This window comes from Ideonella sp. P3_A4, assembly GCF_056403075.1.
In genome coordinates this window covers 1-15,607 of sequence record NZ_JBFUGE010000106.1, presented here as the reverse complement: position 1 = coordinate 15,607, position 15,607 = coordinate 1, and the positions used below count along the sequence as shown (strand labels likewise).

Below are 15,607 nucleotides of genomic sequence, written 5' to 3'. Positions count from 1 at the left end.
GATCAGTACCGTGTCGGGTCTGGAAAAACTCAATGGCACCGTCTCGGGCCTGAACGGCCAGTTCGTGCAGCTGCAAGCGATGCAAAGCGCCGCGCTGATCGGCCACGACGTTGCCGTCGAAGGCAACACGCTGCGTGTGCAGGACGGCACCGGCGACGGCGGCTTCGAGCTGAGCAACGCCGCGACCGATGTGAAGGTCGAGATCCAGAACGGCGCCGGCGCCACCATCGGCACCGTCGAGCTGAAAGACCTGGAAGCCGGCCGCCACGATTTCAGCTACGCCGTGCCCGACGCCTACAAGAACAGCACGTTGACCTTCAAGGTCACGGCCGCCAGCGGCAAGACCCCTGTCGACGCGATGGCGCTGGCCCACCAGCGTATCAAGGCCGTCAGCACTTTCGGCGACACGCTCGCGCTCGAACTGTCCAACGGCGACCGCGTGGCCTACGACGCGGTCTGGGCCTTCCTCTGATCCGCCACCTCTCCGCTTTCACCTCCCTCCTCTCTTATCTCGCCCCCAGGAGCAACCCATGAGCTTCCAGCAAGGTCTTTCCGGCTTGAACACCACGTCCAAGAGCCTGGAGGTGATCGGCAACAACATCGCCAACGCCAACACGTTCGGCGCCAAGGGCTCGCGTGCCGAGTTCTCTGACATGTATGCAGCGGCATTGAACGGCGCCGGCACCAACAACATCGGCATCGGCGTCAGCCTGGCCGCGGTGTCGCAACAGTTCACCCAGGGCAGCATCACGGCGACGGAAAACCCGATGGACCTGGCGCTCAACGGCGGCGGTTTCTTCCAGGTGTCCGACCCCGCCGGCGGCACGGTCTACAGCCGCAACGGCCAGTTCAAGGTCGACCAGAACGGCTACATCGTCAACAACGGCAACATGAAGCTGATGGGCTACATGGCCGACAACAACGGCGTGATCCAGCCTGGCGCCGCCGTGCCCTTGCAATTGCCGACCGCCGGCATCGAGCCGAACGTGACGAGCGAAGTGAAGCTCGAGTTCAACCTCGACAAGAGCGAGGCCATCACCCCGGCCGCAACGCCGCAGATCGACTTCGACGACCCGTCGACCTACGCCGAGGCAACTGAAGCCACGCTCTACGACGCCGCCGGCCAGCCGGTGACCGTCAGCTACTACTTCCAGAAGACGGCCGACGACACCTGGAACGTCTTCGCCCGCGCGAACGGCACCACCTGCGCCGGCACCGACGCCGATCCGCAACCGGTAACCACGCTGACCTTCTCGGCCGACGGCTCGACCTTTGCCTCGAGCAGCAACACGCTGGACGTGCCGGTCACCGTCGACTCCAACGGTGTCTCGACGCTGGCCATTCCGGGCATCGCGCTGAACTTCAACGGCTCGACCCAATACGGCTCGGCCTTCGGTGTGACCAACCTCGACCAGGACGGCTACAGCGCCGGCTCGCTGAGCGGCATCACCTTCGACAACTCGGGCATCGTGATGGCCCGCTACACCAACGGCCAGACCAAGCCGGCCGGTCAGCTGCAGCTGGCGAACTTCCGCAACCCGCAAGGCCTGCAGCCGATGGGCGGCAACGGCTGGCGCACCACCTACGCCTCGGGCGACCCGCTCGTCGGCACGCCCGGCTCCGGCTCGTTCGGTGCCCTGCAAGCCGGTGCGCTCGAAGAGTCGAACGTCGACCTGACCGGCGAGCTGGTCAGCATGATCACCGCGCAGCGCAACTACCAGGCCAACGCGCAGACGATCAAGACGATGGACCAGGTCATGCAGACCTTGGTCAACCTCCGTTGATCCTGATTCCTACCCGACTTCGCTGAGGTGCCGCGATGGACCGCATGATCTACCTGTCGATGTCCGGCGCGAAAGCGGCGATGTCGCGCCAGGATGTGCTCGCGCACAACCTGGCCAACGCATCGACCACCGGCTTTCGCGAAGAGCTGGCGGCGTTTCGCGCCGTGCCGGTGCGTGGCGACGGTGCCTCGACCCGCGTCTACTCACTCGAAACCACCGTCGGCTACAAGTCGGAAGCGGGCGCGGTGCAACCCACCGGCCGCAACCTCGACGTGGCGATGAAGGGCAATTCGTGGCTGTCGGTGCAAGGGCTGGATGGCACTGAGGCCTACACCCGCGCCGGCTCGCTGCAAGTCAATGCCGAAGGCCTGCTGGTCACCCACAACGGCCTGCAGGTACTGGGCGACGGCGGCCCGATCACCGCACCGGCCAACGCTGAACTGCAGATCGCGCCCGATGGCACGGTCAGCGCCACCGTGCCCGGCGGCAAGCCGCAGTCGGTGGGCAAGCTGAAGCTCGTCACCCCGGAAGTCGACAACCAGCTCGGCCGTGGAGTCGACGGCTTATTCCGCGCCGCCAACGGCGACCTCGCCGCCGACCCGAACGCCCGCCTGCAAGACGGCGCACTCGAAGGCTCGAACGTCAGCCCGGTCGAGACCATGGTCGCGATGATCTCGGCGGCGCGCCAGTTCGAACACCAGATGAAACTGATCCAGACCTCGGAGCGGCAGGAACAGACGGCGCAAAAGCTGCTGTCGTCCAACGGCTGATCGGCCGGCTGCTGCCAACACCAACGGCCCACTTCGGTGGGCCGTTTTGCATGCGGCTAGGCCGTGCCCGGTTCGGCACTCAGCCTGAAGATCGCCACCGATTGCGCGAGGCTGCGCGCCCGCTCCTGCATCGACTCGGCCGACGCTGCCGCCTGCTCCACCAGTGCMGCATTGCGCTGGGTCACCTGGTCCATCTGGGTGATGGCCGTGTTCACCTGCGCGATGCCGTTGGATTGCTCCTGCGAGGCGACCGAAATCTCCGCCACGATGTCGGTCACGTGTTTGATCGCCGCCACGATCTCGTTCATCGTCTGCCCGGCTTCGTGAACCAGCCGGCCGCCGTCCTCGACCTTGCGCACCGACTGCGAAATGAGTTCCTTGATGGCCTTGGCCGCTTCGGCACTTCGTTGCGCGAGGCTGCGCACCTCGCCAGCGACCACCGCAAACCCACGCCCCTCTTCGCCGGCACGGGCTGCTTCCACCGCCGCATTCAGCGCGAGGATGTTGGTCTGAAMGGCGATTCCGTCGATGACGCCGATGATGTCGGCGATCCGCTGCGAGGAGTCATTGATGGAAGACATCGTCACCACCACCTGACCCACCGCCGCCCCACCTTTCACGGCCACGCCCGAGGCCCCGACCGCCAGCTCGCTCGCGTGCCGTGCGTTGTCGGCGTTCTGCTTCACCGTCGCCATCAGCTCTTCCATCGAAGCGGCGGTTTCCTCCAACGCAGCCGCCTGTTCCTCGGTGCGCTTGGACAGATCCAAGTTGCCTGCGGCAATCTCCGTCGCGGCGGTATTGATCGTCTCGGTCGCTTCGTTGATGGCGCGCAGGATCGCGGCCAGTTGCTCGACCGTGCCTTTCAGCGCCGCCATCAGGCTGCTGGTGTCGCCAGGCCTGACAGGAATGGCGATCGACAGGTCGCCGGCCGCGATACGGTGGGCCACCAGGGCGGCTTGGCGGGGCTCGCCGCCGAGTTCGCGCCTGAGGCTGCGCGTGATCAAGAACGAGATGGCCCCGCCGAGAACAACCGCCAGGCCCACACAAACGACGGAAAAGTTTCTCAGCCAGGCGTAGTCCCTTTGCGTCTCGGTCGCCGCGGTGTCGTTCAGTCGCTGCTCGATCGATACCAACTCGTCGATGTCCATCACCCACTTTTCCATCGCCGGTTTGACTTCGTCCTTCAGCAGCTTGAGCATCCCTTCAGAATCCTCGTCGTTGTCGAGCTTCACGCACTTGGCCACCAGCCCTGACACGTTGGCCTTGTGCGTCTGGATCTTGGCGACGATGTCGGTCTCGAACTGCGTCGGCACCGACAGTCCGAGAATTTCCGCCAGGCCTTTTTCCGCGTCGTCGTACTGGCCGGCCTGGTACGTGACCGATGCGCGCAGGGGTTCCTTCTCCTGGTTGCTGCTGGCGAGCGCCAGCTTGAGAAGGCCTTTTTCCTGCTCGCCCACGGCGCGGCTCATGGACTGCGCCAACCCAAGCTTGGCGTTGTTGTAGACGACGATGTCGTTCACGCTGCGCTCGAGCCGGTACATGCCGCCAACGCCAGCAGCACCCACCAGCAGGACACACACCAGCAGAACGCCAAAGCCACCGGCAAGGCGTGCGCCAACCGAGAGGCCAGCGGCCCATTTGAGGGGGATCGAGAAGGCATTCACCACGCGTCACCTCGCAGGAATCTACTCGCCCCCTGAACGGTTAGTCGCCACCGTTGAGCGGGCCGGCTCAGTGCCTGAGCCGGCCTTTGTGCTGGCTGCAAGGCTACTTGCAGTCGGGCTTGCTGGCATAGGGGAAATCTGGGTGCCCCACGCAGAAGTCCTTGCCCGCTTCCACCGGGGCACCATCGTAGGTCGCCGTGACCTTCTTGTACTTGGTGATGTCGAGCCGCTTGTTCGAGCAGCCCGCCTTGGCCTTGATGGCACATTGCGAAGCACTGGCGGCAGGCACTGATTCATTGCAGCTGGCCTTGCCGTCGCACTTGGAGAGAACTCGATTCAGCAGGACTCCCTGCGTGCCCGGATCAGGTTTGCGCAATCGAAGCCATCTTCTACCGCCTTCGGCAGATGTGCAACTCCCGATCAGCGCCTTACTGWGATACTGGCAAATCGATGACAGGGGTGTCAGTCAGGCCAGGACGTGAAGAAGAACGGACCGGCGTGACCTTTCGCGCTGCGTCGCGCGGTGACCCGCCCCATTGCCGCTTCCAGGCGCGGCGCAGATGAAGACCCGAGCCGAAGCCTGACACCGTCGCGGCTTGCGTGACGCTGGCGCCACCTTCCAGCGATTGGCGCGCCCGCTCGAGCCGAATGTTCTGCAGGCATTGCAGCGGCGATACGCCCGCGTGCTGGGTGAACAGACGCAGCAGGTGGCGCTCGGTGACGTGCCCCAGTGCGGCCAGCGCGGCCATGTCCCAGTCGCGCTCCGGCTCGGCGCACATCGCGTCCTGCACCCGGTGTACCGCAGCGTGCATGTGGCGGCGATGGTCGTGAAAGGGCGACAGCTCGGGGTCGCTGGGCGAGCGCCTCAGGTACACCACCATGTCCTCTGCGATGCCCGCGGCCAGCGCCTCACCGCAGTCCTGGGCAATCAGTTGCAGCGCGAGATCGATGCCCGCCGTGATGCCGGCGCTGGAGGCCACAGGCCCGTCGACCACGAACACGCGGTTACCCACCACCTGCGCATCGCGAGCCATGTCCCGCAGCTTGTCCAGCAGGTCGTGGTGGGTCGTGCAGCGGCGTTTGGCGAGCAGGCCGGCGCGCGCCGCGAGCAGCGTGCCCGAGCAGATCGTGATCAGGCGATGCGGTGTGTCTGCGGCCAGCAGCGTGTCGTGCAAGGTCTCATTCAGCCACTGCGCCGTGGTGGCGATCGCCGGGGTCACGTGCTGGTGGGCGAGCGGCTGGCCGACCAGGATCACCCAGGTCGGCGAGTCAAGGCGCTGCGGCAAGGGTTCCAGGTTTGCAATTGCTAGCCCGACCGATGTCGGCATCGAGGGCGTGGGCCCGCAGAAACGCAGCCGATAACGCGGCGGCAGGCCTCTCTCCGCACGGCGCAGGTTGGCCAGGCGGAACGCCTCGGCCGGTCCGGCGATGTCTTGCAGCAGCGAATGCGGAGCAATGACGAAGAGCAGATCGATGGGCTGAGGAGCGGCGATCATTTTCGGACAGGGTTGCAGACCGCAAGCATCCCCTATTTCACAGAGGAAGGATAGGCCTGTCGGGCGGATGTCCGAAATCGATCGAAACCTGTCGGTGAGCGGCGCGACAGCGGAAGGCGGATTCCATAAGGTGCCGGCACACCGAAAGGTTATGCCATGTTCCGAATCGACTTCCCTCGCATCTTGCTGGCCGCGGCTCTGTTGTGGGGGATCGCCCCCGAAGCCCAGGGCCAGGAAAGTGGCGTGGACGCCAGCATCGCGCCCGGCGACGACTTCTTCGCCTACGCCAACGGCGCTTGGCTGAAGGCCAACGAGATCCCGGCGGGCAAGGCGCGTTGGGACGCTCGCAGCGAGATCAACGAGGTGACCCGCCAACGCGTGGCGTCGCTGCTCGCCGTCGCCGGTGCCGAGCCAGTGGGGTCCACCGCGCGCAAGGTGGCCGATTTCCAGGCGGCCTACCTGAATGAAGCCGCCATCGAAGCCAAGGGCATCACGCCGCAGAGGCCGATGCTTGATTGCATCGAGATGGTTCGCGACAAGGCGGCGCTGACCCGGTTGCTGGGCCGTGGGCTGCGTGCCGATGTCGACCCGTTGAATGCCGGCGTCTACGACTCCGCGCATCTGCTGGGCCTGGCCGCGCAGCCAAGCATTCATGGCGAGAAGGTCCATATCGCCTTCCTGCTGCAGGGCGGGCTTGGCCTGCCTGGCCGTGAGCACTATCTCAGCGCCGAGCCGCGCATGCGGGCGCTGCGAACGCAATACGTGGCGTATGTCGGGCAGCTGCTGACCCTGGCGGGCTTCGATCGCGTCGCGCCACGCGCCCGCGCGGTGATGGCACTGGAAACCGCCATCGCGCAAAGCCACGCGACGCAAGAAGCGTCGTCGAACGACCGCAATGCCGACCAGGTGTGGACGCGCGCCGACTTCGCACGCCAGGCGCCGGGCATGGATTGGTTCGCATTCTTTGTCGCGGCAGGTTTGGGTCCAGAGCAGGCTTTCGTGGTCTGGCAGCCCAGCGCCGTGAAGGGCGCGGCCGAGCTGGTCGCGTCGCAGCCGCTGCTGGTTTGGAAGGACTACCTGCGCGTTCGCCTCATCGACACCCATGCCGATGTGCTGCCTCGCGCCTTCGCCGAAGCAGCCTTGGCGATGCACAGCGCCGCAGCAGCGAACCCATTGCCTGGCTCACGCGCACAGCGTGCGATGGATGCGACCCAATCGGCGCTGGGCGATGCCCTGGGCAGGATGTATGTCGAGCGCTACTTCCCGCCGGAGCACAAAGCCCGTGTGCAGGCCATTGCGGCCAACGTCATCGCTGCATTCGAGCAACGCATCGAAGCGGTGACATGGCTGTCGCCCGACGCCAAGGCCATGGCGCTTGCCAAATTGAGGGCCGTTTACTTCGGCGTCGGCTACCCGGAAAAGTGGCAGGACTATTCGGACCTGGCCGTGGACCCCGCCGATGCGGTGGGCAATTTCCGGCGCGTCGCCGAGCTGAACTACCGCCAGGCCGTGGCCCGTCTCGGGCAGCCCATTGACGACGGCGCCTCATGGGCGATCGCGCCCCACCGGCCCGGCGCGGTCCTGCTGTTCCAGCAGAACGCCTACAACTTTACGGCGGCCCTTCTGCAGCCGCCCAAGTTCGACCCCGTGGCCTCGGACGCCGCGAACTACGGCGCGATCGGCGCCATCGTCGGCCACGAGCTCAGCCACTTCATCGACACGCTGGGTGCGGAGTACGAGGCCGACGGCCGCATGCGCCGCTGGTGGACGCCCGAAGACATGGCGCGCTACCACGCAGCGACCGACCCATTGGTGGCGCAGTTCTCCGGCTACCAGGCGTTTCCTGATCTGGCCGTCAACGGCAAGCTGACGCTGACGGAGAACCTCGCCGACCTCGGGGGCCTGACTGCCGCCTTCGCAGCCCACCGCCGCGCGCTGAGCAGCCAAGCCAACGACAAGGAGGTACGTCGGCAAGACAGGCAGTTCTTCATCGGCTTCGCCAGAGCCTGGCGCAGCAAGAGCCGAGAGGACGCAATGCGCACGCAGATCGCGACCGACGGCCACGCGCCGGAGCGCTACCGCATTGCCACCGTTCGCAACCTCGACGCCTGGTACGGGGCGTTCGACGTGCGGCCCGGCCAGCGCCTGTATCTCGACCCCAAGGCGCGCGTACGCGTCTGGTGAGCTTCATCAACTTCTTCTCATTCTTCTTTTGACAGGGAGCCATGTCATGTTCAAACGAACCAAGCTGTGTGCAGGGTTGATTTGCGCTTTCGGTAGCACCGCCGCCAGCCTGCCCACAGCGCAAGCGCAAGAGACCCAGCGCGTCGAGATCACCGGCTCGGCGATCAAGCGAACGAACGTCGAGGGCCCGGCGCCGGTCGAGATCGTGACGCGCAAGGAAATCGAGCGGACCGGCGCCACCTCGCTGAACGAGCTGCTGCACTCGATCCCGTCGATCGACATCTTCGACCAGGGCGAGCTGGCCTCGAATTCACCCGCGGCCTCCGGCACCGCAAGCATCCGCTTGCGTGGGCTGTCATCCAGTGAGACGCTGGTCCTCTTGAACGGCCGGCGCCTGCCGGTCAACGCGCTGTACGACTCGTCGGGCGCCGGCGCCGCGTTCGACATCAACTCGCTGCCGGTGAGTGCGATCGAGCGCATCGAGATCCTGAAGGATGGCGGGTCGGCGATCTACGGCGCCGATGCGGTGGCGGGCGTGGTGAACTTCATCACCCGGTCCGACTACCAGGGGATCGATGTCACCGCGTCCTACGGCGTGAGCAGTCGCGGCGACGGCGCCGAACAGCGCTTTGGGCTGTCGGCAGGATTCGGCGACTACGGGAAGGACCGCTACAACATCCTGATCGGCCTGGACTACTTCAAGCGCGACCCGATCCTGCGCAAGGACCGCGACATCTCACGGTCGGTCGACTTCCGCCGCTTCGGCGCGCCCAGCGATGGCCGAAGCAGCTTTTCGCCCTACGGCAATGTGATCGACCCGAACACCGGCGGCTTTGTCGGCCTGACTTATCGAGACTGCCCGCCGGACCAACTGGGCGATCTCAATCGCTGCCGCTACGACTTCAACGCCAGCTTGCTGACCGCCTACAACGGGGCCGACCGCTTGAGTGGCCTGGTGCTGGGCTCGTACCAGGTCACGCCGGACATCAAGGCCTTCGGCGAGTTCATCTTCTCGACCTCGAAGGACAAGTTCCTGGCCCACCCGGTGCCTGACTTCTTCATCGTCCCGATCACCGACGAGGCGCAACGCCCCTACGAGATCCTGGACGACGACGGCAATGGGACGGATTCCATCTACATTGCCGGCCGGTTCATGCAGGGCGGCCCGCGCACGACCGAGCGCAAGTCCGACTTCATCAATGTCGCCGCGGGCTTCGAGGGCTACAACTACGGGCTGGACTGGAAGCTCAGCGCCAGCCATGGTGAGAGCAAGGTCACCAACAGCGACAGCAATTTCTTCGACGCCAACCTCTGGGCAGCGGCCACATCTGACGGCTCGATCGACCCGACGGTGACGACCAACGACCAGGCGCTGGTGGACAGCCTGAAGGTCTCGCCCCAGCGCGTCGGCAAGTCGGTCCTCGACACCGTCAATGCGCAGATCAGCGGTGACCTGTTCTCGCTGCCCGGCGGCATATCGAAGTACGCGATCGGGGGCGCCTTCTACCGCGACAGCTTGCAGGACACGCCGGACGAACTGAGCCAACAAGGGCTGGTGGTCGGCAGCATCCAGCAGTCGGCAGTTGACGCCGCGCGCAAGTCGGCCGCGGCCTATGCCGAACTGCAGCTGCCGATCTTCAAGCAGCTGGAGGCCCAGTTGGCCGTTCGCTACGACCACTATCCGAAGTGGAGCGCGACCAGCCCGAAGCTTGGCTTGAAGTACACGCCGCTGTCGAGCTTGGCATTTCGCGCGTCTTACACCCAGAGCTTCCGTGCGCCGGTGCTGAAGCAGTTGTTCGGCGCTCAAGAAGAGGGAGCTACGACGCTGACCGCGGACAGCGATTGCGAAGCGCTCGGCGTCGACTTCACGCCGGGCAACTGCCTGATCAACGCCTTCCAGGTCAACGGCTCGAACCCGGACTTGGGGCCCGAGAAAGGCAAGACCTACAACCTCGGCGTGGTCCTCGACGCATCGAACATGTTCAGCGCCAGCATCGACGTCTGGAAGATCGCCAAGAAGAACGAGATCAGCTCACCGACGCTGACCGATGCCATCGCCCAAGGCCTGTGGGCCAAGATCGGGCCGAGGTATTTCATCTACACCAACCTGCAGAACATCGCCGAGCGCGAGACGGCAGGGGTGGATATCGACGCGCGCTTTCGCCTTGGGCAAACGCCGGTCGGCAAGGTGAGCCTGCGCAACCTGCTGACCTACTACTCGGTCGATCGTTCGAAGGCTGCCCAGGGTGACGACTGGCAAAAGTACCTGGGCACCTACGCCAAGCCGTACTTCCGCAATGCCTTCCAGGCGCAGACCGAACTGGAGAACTGGACGTTCTCCGGCACGTGGAAGACTGTCGGCGGTTTCTGGGACTCCGACCAGGCCTTCCCCGATGCCATCGCGGCGTCTGACCACCGCAAGGTGGGGACCTTCGAAGAGCTGGATCTTCAGGCCCAGTACTCCGGCATCTCTGGTTGGGAGTTCACGGCGGGCATCAAGAACGCGCTCGACCGCACGCCCCCCTTGAGCCTGCAGAACGGGACCAGCAACACCTACACCCAGATGGGATTCGCCGAGCTCTATTCGTCGCGCGGGCAGTTCTTCTACCTCGCGGCGAAGTATTCCTTCCGCTGACGTCGGTCGATGCGGGGACATCGACGGCGCAGAAGGGTCATCCCCCTCCTGCGCCGCCTGGGTCCTGAGCGTTTTCCTGAGTTCTTGTTGTCTGGAGTCTGAAACCTCAGTGGGCCACCACGGCCGGCACTGAGAACTCTCTACCCACCACAGCCCGCGCGTAAAAATAGTTCGCCCTGGCCCGATCACTCAGTTCGTCGAGCTGAACGTCGCCCGACGGATTGCAAGGAAAGCTCAGTCCCCGGCCTTCATGGAACAGCGACATGAAGCGCAGCTCGTAGCCGCAGGCCTCGTGGCAATCCCGCCGGGCCGGTGGCGCCGGCCTGGCATTGGGGGCATTCGATTGAGGGTTCATGGCGTGCTCCTCGTATCCGTGAGTCATCTGAGCACCAGATACGCAGCGCCGGCCGGTTTGGAGGCAGTGGCGGATGCGTCTGATGCCCTTATCCACTAATACGTAAAGCGCGACCCATTTCGGACAAGCGGCGACGCCAATACTTCACAGTAGGGGCATCCAATATTCACTGGAAGTGCGCCAGCATGCGTTCGAGCGTCGCGATGAACGGGTTCTCCATCAGCGGCAGGATGAACAGCAGGCTCGCCAGCCCGACGCCCATCGTGATCGGGAAGCCGATCGAGAAGATGTGGGTCTGCGGCGCGACGCGTGAGATCACCCCTAGAACCACATTGACGAACATCATGATCGCGATCAGCGGCAGCGCGATCCACAAGCCCATCTTGAAGACCTCGGCACCCCATTGGTGCGGCATCGTCGCGGTCAGGAAGGCAAACGGCTCTGGCCCGACCGGGAAGGCCGTCAGGCTTTGCACCACCACGGCGATGACGGTCAGGTGCCCGTTGACCACGATGAACAGGAAGGCGACCAGCGTGCCGAAAAAGCGGCTGACCGCGGTGGTTTGGGTGGCTGTCAGCGGGTCGAAGAAGCCCGCGAAGTTCATGCCCATCTGCAGGCCGGCGATCTCGCCGGCGAATTCGACCGTGGCGAAGACGATGCGGACCGCAAAGCCGAGCGACAAGCCGATCAGCAGCTGCTGAACCACCAGCAGCACGGCCTGGGCCGAGTCCAACGGCACTGGTGCAATCGGTGGTGCGACGCTGCCGGCGCACACCGCGACCAGAAAGGCCAGCGCCACCCGCACGCGCATCGGCACCAGGCGTTGGCCCATGATGGGCATCGCCTGGAACAGCGCCAGCACACGCAAGAAAGGCCACAGCACCGGCGTGATCCACGCCAGCAACTGGGCCTCGGTGAGGGTGATCACCTGTCTTCTGGGTTCAACCGGCGGCCGAAGGAATCGCCATCAGCATGTTGCGCAAGTAGTCGACCAGCGTGGTCATCATCCACGGGCCGGCAACCGCGATCACCGCGACGGCGGCGATCAGCTTGGGGACGAAGCTCAGTGTGGCCTCGTTGATCTGCGTGGCGGCCTGGAAGATGCTCACCAGCACGCCGACGATCAGGATCACCAGCAGCATCGGCGCCGACACGGTGAGCAGCATCATCAGGCCTTGCTGGCCGTAGGTGAAGACTTGGGCGGAATCCATATCGACGATTGAAGGTGAGGTCTCAGGCCCCGACGGGCCGTTCCCTAGGGGCCTGATCCCCTCGCGGGACCGGCGCCGAAGGCGACGTAGGGGCCTTGTTAAGTGGCGAAGCTGGCAGCGAGGGAGCCGAGCAGCAGGTTCCAGCCATCGGCCAGCACGAACAGCATCAGCTTGAAGGGCAGTGCCACCAGCACCGGCGACAACATCATCATCCCCAGGCTCATCAGCACGCTGGCCACGATCATGTCGATGATCAGGAAAGGCACAAAGATCAAAAAGCCGATCTGGAAGGCGCTTTTCAACTCACTGGTCACGAACGCCGGCACCAGCACCTTGAACGGCACGTCCTCGCCCTTGACCGACGGGTCCAGCTTGGCCAGCTTGGCAAACAGTTGCACGTCGGACTGGCGCGTCTGCTTCAGCATGAATTCGCGCATCGGCACTTCGCCGCGCTTGAGCGCTTCGTCGAAGGCGATCTGGTTGGCCGAGTACGGCACCCAGGCGTTGGCGTAGACCTTGTCGATCGTCGGCGACATCACGAAGAAGGTCAGGAACAGGCTCAGGCCCACGATCACCTGGTTCGGCGGTGCGGCCTGCGTGCCCAGCGCCTGACGCAGCAGGCCCAGCACGATGACGATGCGGGTGAAGCCCGTCATCATCAGCAGCACGGCCGGCAGGAACGACAGCGCGGTGAAGAACAGCAGCGTCTGGATCGGCACCGAATAGCTGGTGCCGCCTGCCCCCTGGCCGATGACCAGCGGCAACGATGGCGCCTGCTGTGCCGCTTGTGCCTGCGCTTCAGCAGGCAGCAGCACGGCGCCCAGCAGCATCAGGCCGCCGGCATAGAGCACGCGCTTCAGGGTATTGGGTTCACTCATGCGACGCGCCCCCGGCCGCCGGGCCGTGGCCCGAACGCCATTTGGCGATCAGTTGGCTCACGGTCGCGGCCTGCGGCGTGCGCAGTGCGGCGGGCACCTCGGCCGGTGCATCCAGCTGGGTCAGGTGGGTGATGTTGTCTGGCGTCACGCCCAGCACCAGCCAGCGTGCCGTTGCGCCCTGCCCCAACTCGACGACCACCACCCTTTGCGAAGGCGACAGCGACAGGCTGGACACCGTGCGCATCAACCCGTCCTGCCCAGCGCCGGCATAGCCGGAGCGACGCAGCAACCACAGCGCAACGGGGATCAGCGCCACCACGGCCATGAAGGCCAGCAAGGGCATCAGCGACGACGAGGTCATGCGATCAGCGTCCTTTAAAAGGAGTTCTCACGTTCTGCTGAGTCGGCGCATGCGTTCGCTGGGCGTCACGATGTCTGTCAGGCGGATACCGAACTTGTCGTTCACCACCACCACTTCGCCCTGGGCGATCAGGAAGCCATTGACCAGCACATCCATCGGTTCACCGGCCAAGGTCTCGAGTTCGACCACCGAGCCCTGGGCCAGTTGCAGGATATTCTTGATCGGAATCCTTGTGCGGCCCAGTTCCACGGTCAGCTGGACGGGAATGTCCAGGATCATGTTCAGGTCATTGCCCGCACCAGCCACGCCGGTTGGCGAGAAATTGGCGAAGGATGCGGGCGAGACCTGCTCGGCCGGCGCCGCCAGCTCGCTGGCCACGTCGCTGCCGCCCTTGGACTCGGCAAGTGCCGCAGCCCAGGCATCAGCCATGTCGTCTTGTTCATTGGCCATTGCGGGCTCCTTCAGCTGGCGTTGGACTCACCCAGCCAACCCATGTTGGAACTGGTGAGCAAATGGTCGATCTTGATCGCGTAATGGCCTTCTGCCGTGCCGTAGTGGCAATCGAACACCGGCACCCCATCGACCTTGGCCTGGATCATTGGCAACAGGTCGAGCTCGACGAAATCTCCCGGCTTGAAGGAAAGCAACTGCTCGACCGTGGCCTGGGCGGTGCCCAGCTCGGCGACCAGGTCGACTTCGGCCGACTTGATCTGTTCCTTCAGCAGGTTGACCCAGCGGCGGTCCGGCTCGGACGAGTCGCCCTGGATCGACGAATACAGCACGTCGCGGATCGGCTCCAGCGTCGAATACGGAATGCAGAAGTGGATCGTGCCCGAGGTCTCGCCGATCTCGAGCGTGAACGACGACGAGACGACGATCTCGCTCGGCGTTGCGATGTTGGCGAACTGCGGCTGCATCTCCGAGCGCTGGTAGTCCAGCTCGAGCGGATAGATGCCATGCCAGGCGCGGCGGTATTCGCCGATGATGCAGTCGACCAGGCRCTCGATCACGCGCTGCTCGGTGGCCGAGAAGTCACGGCCTTCGATGCGGGTGTGGAACTTGCCCACGCCGCCGAAGAGGGCATCGATCACCGAGAACACGATGCTCGGGTCGCAGACGATGAGGCCCGAGCCGCGCAACGGCCGCACCGAAACGATGTTGAAGTTGGTCGGCACGACGATCTCGCGCAGGAAGGCCGAGTACTTCTGGACCTTGATGCCGTTGATCGAGACTTCCGGGCTCTTGCGGATGAAGTTGAACAGCCCGATGCGGATGTTGCGTGCGAAGCGCTCGCCGATGATTTCCATCGTCGGCATGCGGCCACGGACGATGCGCTCCTGGCTCGCGATGTCGTAGTTGCGAATGCCGCCAGTGGGCATTTCCTCCTGCTCGAGCTTCTGGCTTTCGCCAGTGATGCCCTGCAGCAGCGCGTCGACTTCGTCTTGCGAGAGGATTTGCTGGTTCATGGTGACTCAATACCCGTAAGCGAAGGCACGGTCCGCGCGCAGGCGCCGGGCCGCCCCAAGGCGGAGCGCGGTTCCCCTCGGGGGAAAGCCGTCGAAGACGGAAGGGGTCGACATGTCACTGGATGATGAAGGAAGAGAACTGCACCGACTTGATCGGCAGCTCCTTGACTTCTTCTTCTTCGACCTTGACCTTCTTCTTCTTTTTCTTCTTGCTCGAGGCCGTTTCCTCGTCCGGCAGGTCGATGCCCATCGGACGCAGCGCTTCACGGCGCACTTCCCGGGCCAGCTCTTCCTTGCCTTCGGGCTCCATCAGCTCTTCAGAGGTCTTGTGGGCCAGCAGCAGCAGCACGTTGTTGCGGATCGCCGGCATGTAGGCCTTGATCTCGTCGCCGACGTGGGCATCGGCCACTTCGAGCGTGATGCCGACCTGGGCAAAACGGTCGGCCTCGCGGTCAGCCAGGTTGACGACGAAGGGCTCGAGCGGCACGAACACCGGCGGCACGTGCTTCTCGTCTTTCTTGTGGCTTTCCTTGGCGACCGGCTTGTGGCTGGCGTTGGCGCCTTCGCCATCTTCGTCTTCTTCGGCGGCCGCGGCTTCGGCGGCGGCAGCCTTCTTCTTCATGTAGACGACGGCACCACCCCCGCCGATCCCCAGCAACGCCACCAGCGCGGCGATCATGATGATCAGCTTCTTCTTGCCCTTCTTGGGCGCGACTTCAGCGGCATCGACGGCGGCTGCGGCAGCGGACATGGTGGAGGCTCCTTGCTCGGTTCGGTTCGCTTTCCGTTCGGCCGCCCAAGGC

The 15,607-nt window shown here is 64.7% G+C and carries 16 protein-coding genes; 5 read left to right on the top strand and 11 right to left on the bottom strand.

Features of this window, described 5'->3' with window-relative positions; genetic code table 11:
• The 3 genes from AC1DYI_RS12445 to flgF form a co-directional block, all read left to right on the top strand.
• Positions 1-472: flagellar hook assembly protein FlgD (locus AC1DYI_RS12445; protein ID WP_477204426.1), on the top strand; the 472-nt coding region annotated here is incomplete at its 5' end.
• Positions 473-530: 58 nt separating this feature from the next.
• A complete protein-coding gene (gene flgE / locus AC1DYI_RS12440; RefSeq protein ID WP_477204425.1) occupies positions 531-1,784 on the top strand; it encodes a flagellar hook protein FlgE in 1,254 nt (417 codons plus the stop codon).
• A 35-nt stretch (positions 1,785-1,819) separates the two neighbouring features.
• Positions 1,820-2,554, top strand: a complete 735-nt coding sequence (gene flgF / locus AC1DYI_RS12435) for a flagellar basal-body rod protein FlgF (RefSeq protein ID WP_477204424.1) — start codon at positions 1,820-1,822, stop codon at positions 2,552-2,554.
• Positions 2,555-2,610: 56 nt separating this feature from the next.
• Here flgF and AC1DYI_RS12430 read toward each other — a convergent pair whose 3' ends face one another.
• The 3 genes from AC1DYI_RS12430 to AC1DYI_RS12420 all read right to left on the bottom strand — a co-directional run bounded on the left by AC1DYI_RS12430 (position 2,611) and on the right by AC1DYI_RS12420 (position 5,714).
• Complete coding sequence (locus tag AC1DYI_RS12430) at positions 2,611-4,218, bottom strand: methyl-accepting chemotaxis protein (RefSeq protein ID WP_477204423.1); 1,608 nt, start codon at positions 4,216-4,218, stop codon at positions 2,611-2,613.
• A gap of 103 nt (positions 4,219-4,321) precedes the next feature.
• Positions 4,322-4,594, bottom strand: coding sequence for a hypothetical protein (locus AC1DYI_RS12425; protein ID WP_477204422.1), 273 nt, complete (start codon positions 4,592-4,594; stop codon positions 4,322-4,324).
• Positions 4,595-4,646: 52 nt separating this feature from the next.
• Positions 4,647-5,714, bottom strand: a complete 1,068-nt coding sequence (locus AC1DYI_RS12420; protein WP_477204421.1) for a GlxA family transcriptional regulator — start codon at positions 5,712-5,714, stop codon at positions 4,647-4,649.
• Positions 5,715-5,870: 156 nt separating this feature from the next.
• Here AC1DYI_RS12420 and AC1DYI_RS12415 point away from each other — a divergent pair, with 156 nt between their 5' ends.
• Positions 5,871-7,898 carry a M13 family metallopeptidase gene (locus AC1DYI_RS12415; protein WP_477204420.1) on the top strand — a complete coding sequence of 676 codons (2,028 nt, stop codon included), beginning with the start codon at positions 5,871-5,873 and terminating at the stop codon, positions 7,896-7,898.
• 46 nt (positions 7,899-7,944) lie between these two features.
• Positions 7,945-10,533: a TonB-dependent receptor gene (locus AC1DYI_RS12410; RefSeq protein WP_477204419.1), complete on the top strand. Its 2,589-nt coding sequence runs from the start codon at positions 7,945-7,947 to the stop codon at positions 10,531-10,533.
• Between the two features lie 106 nt (positions 10,534-10,639).
• On the opposite strand, the gene AC1DYI_RS12405 is transcribed toward AC1DYI_RS12410, so the two are convergent.
• The 8 genes from AC1DYI_RS12405 to AC1DYI_RS12370 form a co-directional block, all read right to left on the bottom strand.
• Entirely contained in the window at positions 10,640-10,888 is a 249-nt protein-coding gene (locus tag AC1DYI_RS12405; RefSeq protein WP_477204418.1) for a hypothetical protein, read from the bottom strand.
• Positions 10,889-11,054: 166 nt separating this feature from the next.
• Entirely contained in the window at positions 11,055-11,816 is a 762-nt protein-coding gene (gene fliR / locus AC1DYI_RS12400; RefSeq protein ID WP_477204417.1) for a flagellar biosynthetic protein FliR, read from the bottom strand.
• 13 nt (positions 11,817-11,829) lie between these two features.
• A complete protein-coding gene (gene fliQ / locus AC1DYI_RS12395) occupies positions 11,830-12,099 on the bottom strand; it encodes a flagellar biosynthesis protein FliQ (RefSeq protein WP_477204416.1) in 270 nt (89 codons plus the stop codon).
• A gap of 98 nt (positions 12,100-12,197) precedes the next feature.
• The gene (gene fliP / locus AC1DYI_RS12390) at positions 12,198-12,929 is read right to left on the bottom strand and encodes a flagellar type III secretion system pore protein FliP (protein ID WP_477204427.1); all 732 of its coding nucleotides are present in this window, start codon (positions 12,927-12,929) and stop codon (positions 12,198-12,200) included.
• Between the two features lie 40 nt (positions 12,930-12,969).
• Positions 12,970-13,338, bottom strand: a complete 369-nt coding sequence (fliO, locus tag AC1DYI_RS12385; RefSeq protein WP_477204415.1) for a flagellar biosynthetic protein FliO — start codon at positions 13,336-13,338, stop codon at positions 12,970-12,972.
• Positions 13,339-13,365: 27 nt separating this feature from the next.
• Complete coding sequence (fliN, locus tag AC1DYI_RS12380; RefSeq protein ID WP_477204414.1) at positions 13,366-13,788, bottom strand: flagellar motor switch protein FliN; 423 nt, start codon at positions 13,786-13,788, stop codon at positions 13,366-13,368.
• An 11-nt stretch (positions 13,789-13,799) separates the two neighbouring features.
• Positions 13,800-14,804: a flagellar motor switch protein FliM gene (gene fliM / locus AC1DYI_RS12375; protein ID WP_477204413.1), complete on the bottom strand. Its 1,005-nt coding sequence runs from the start codon at positions 14,802-14,804 to the stop codon at positions 13,800-13,802.
• Between the two features lie 115 nt (positions 14,805-14,919).
• On the bottom strand, positions 14,920-15,555 hold the full coding sequence (locus tag AC1DYI_RS12370) for a flagellar basal body-associated FliL family protein (protein ID WP_477204412.1): 636 nt from the start codon (positions 15,553-15,555) through the stop codon (positions 14,920-14,922).
• Between the last annotated feature and the right edge of the window lie 52 nt (positions 15,556-15,607).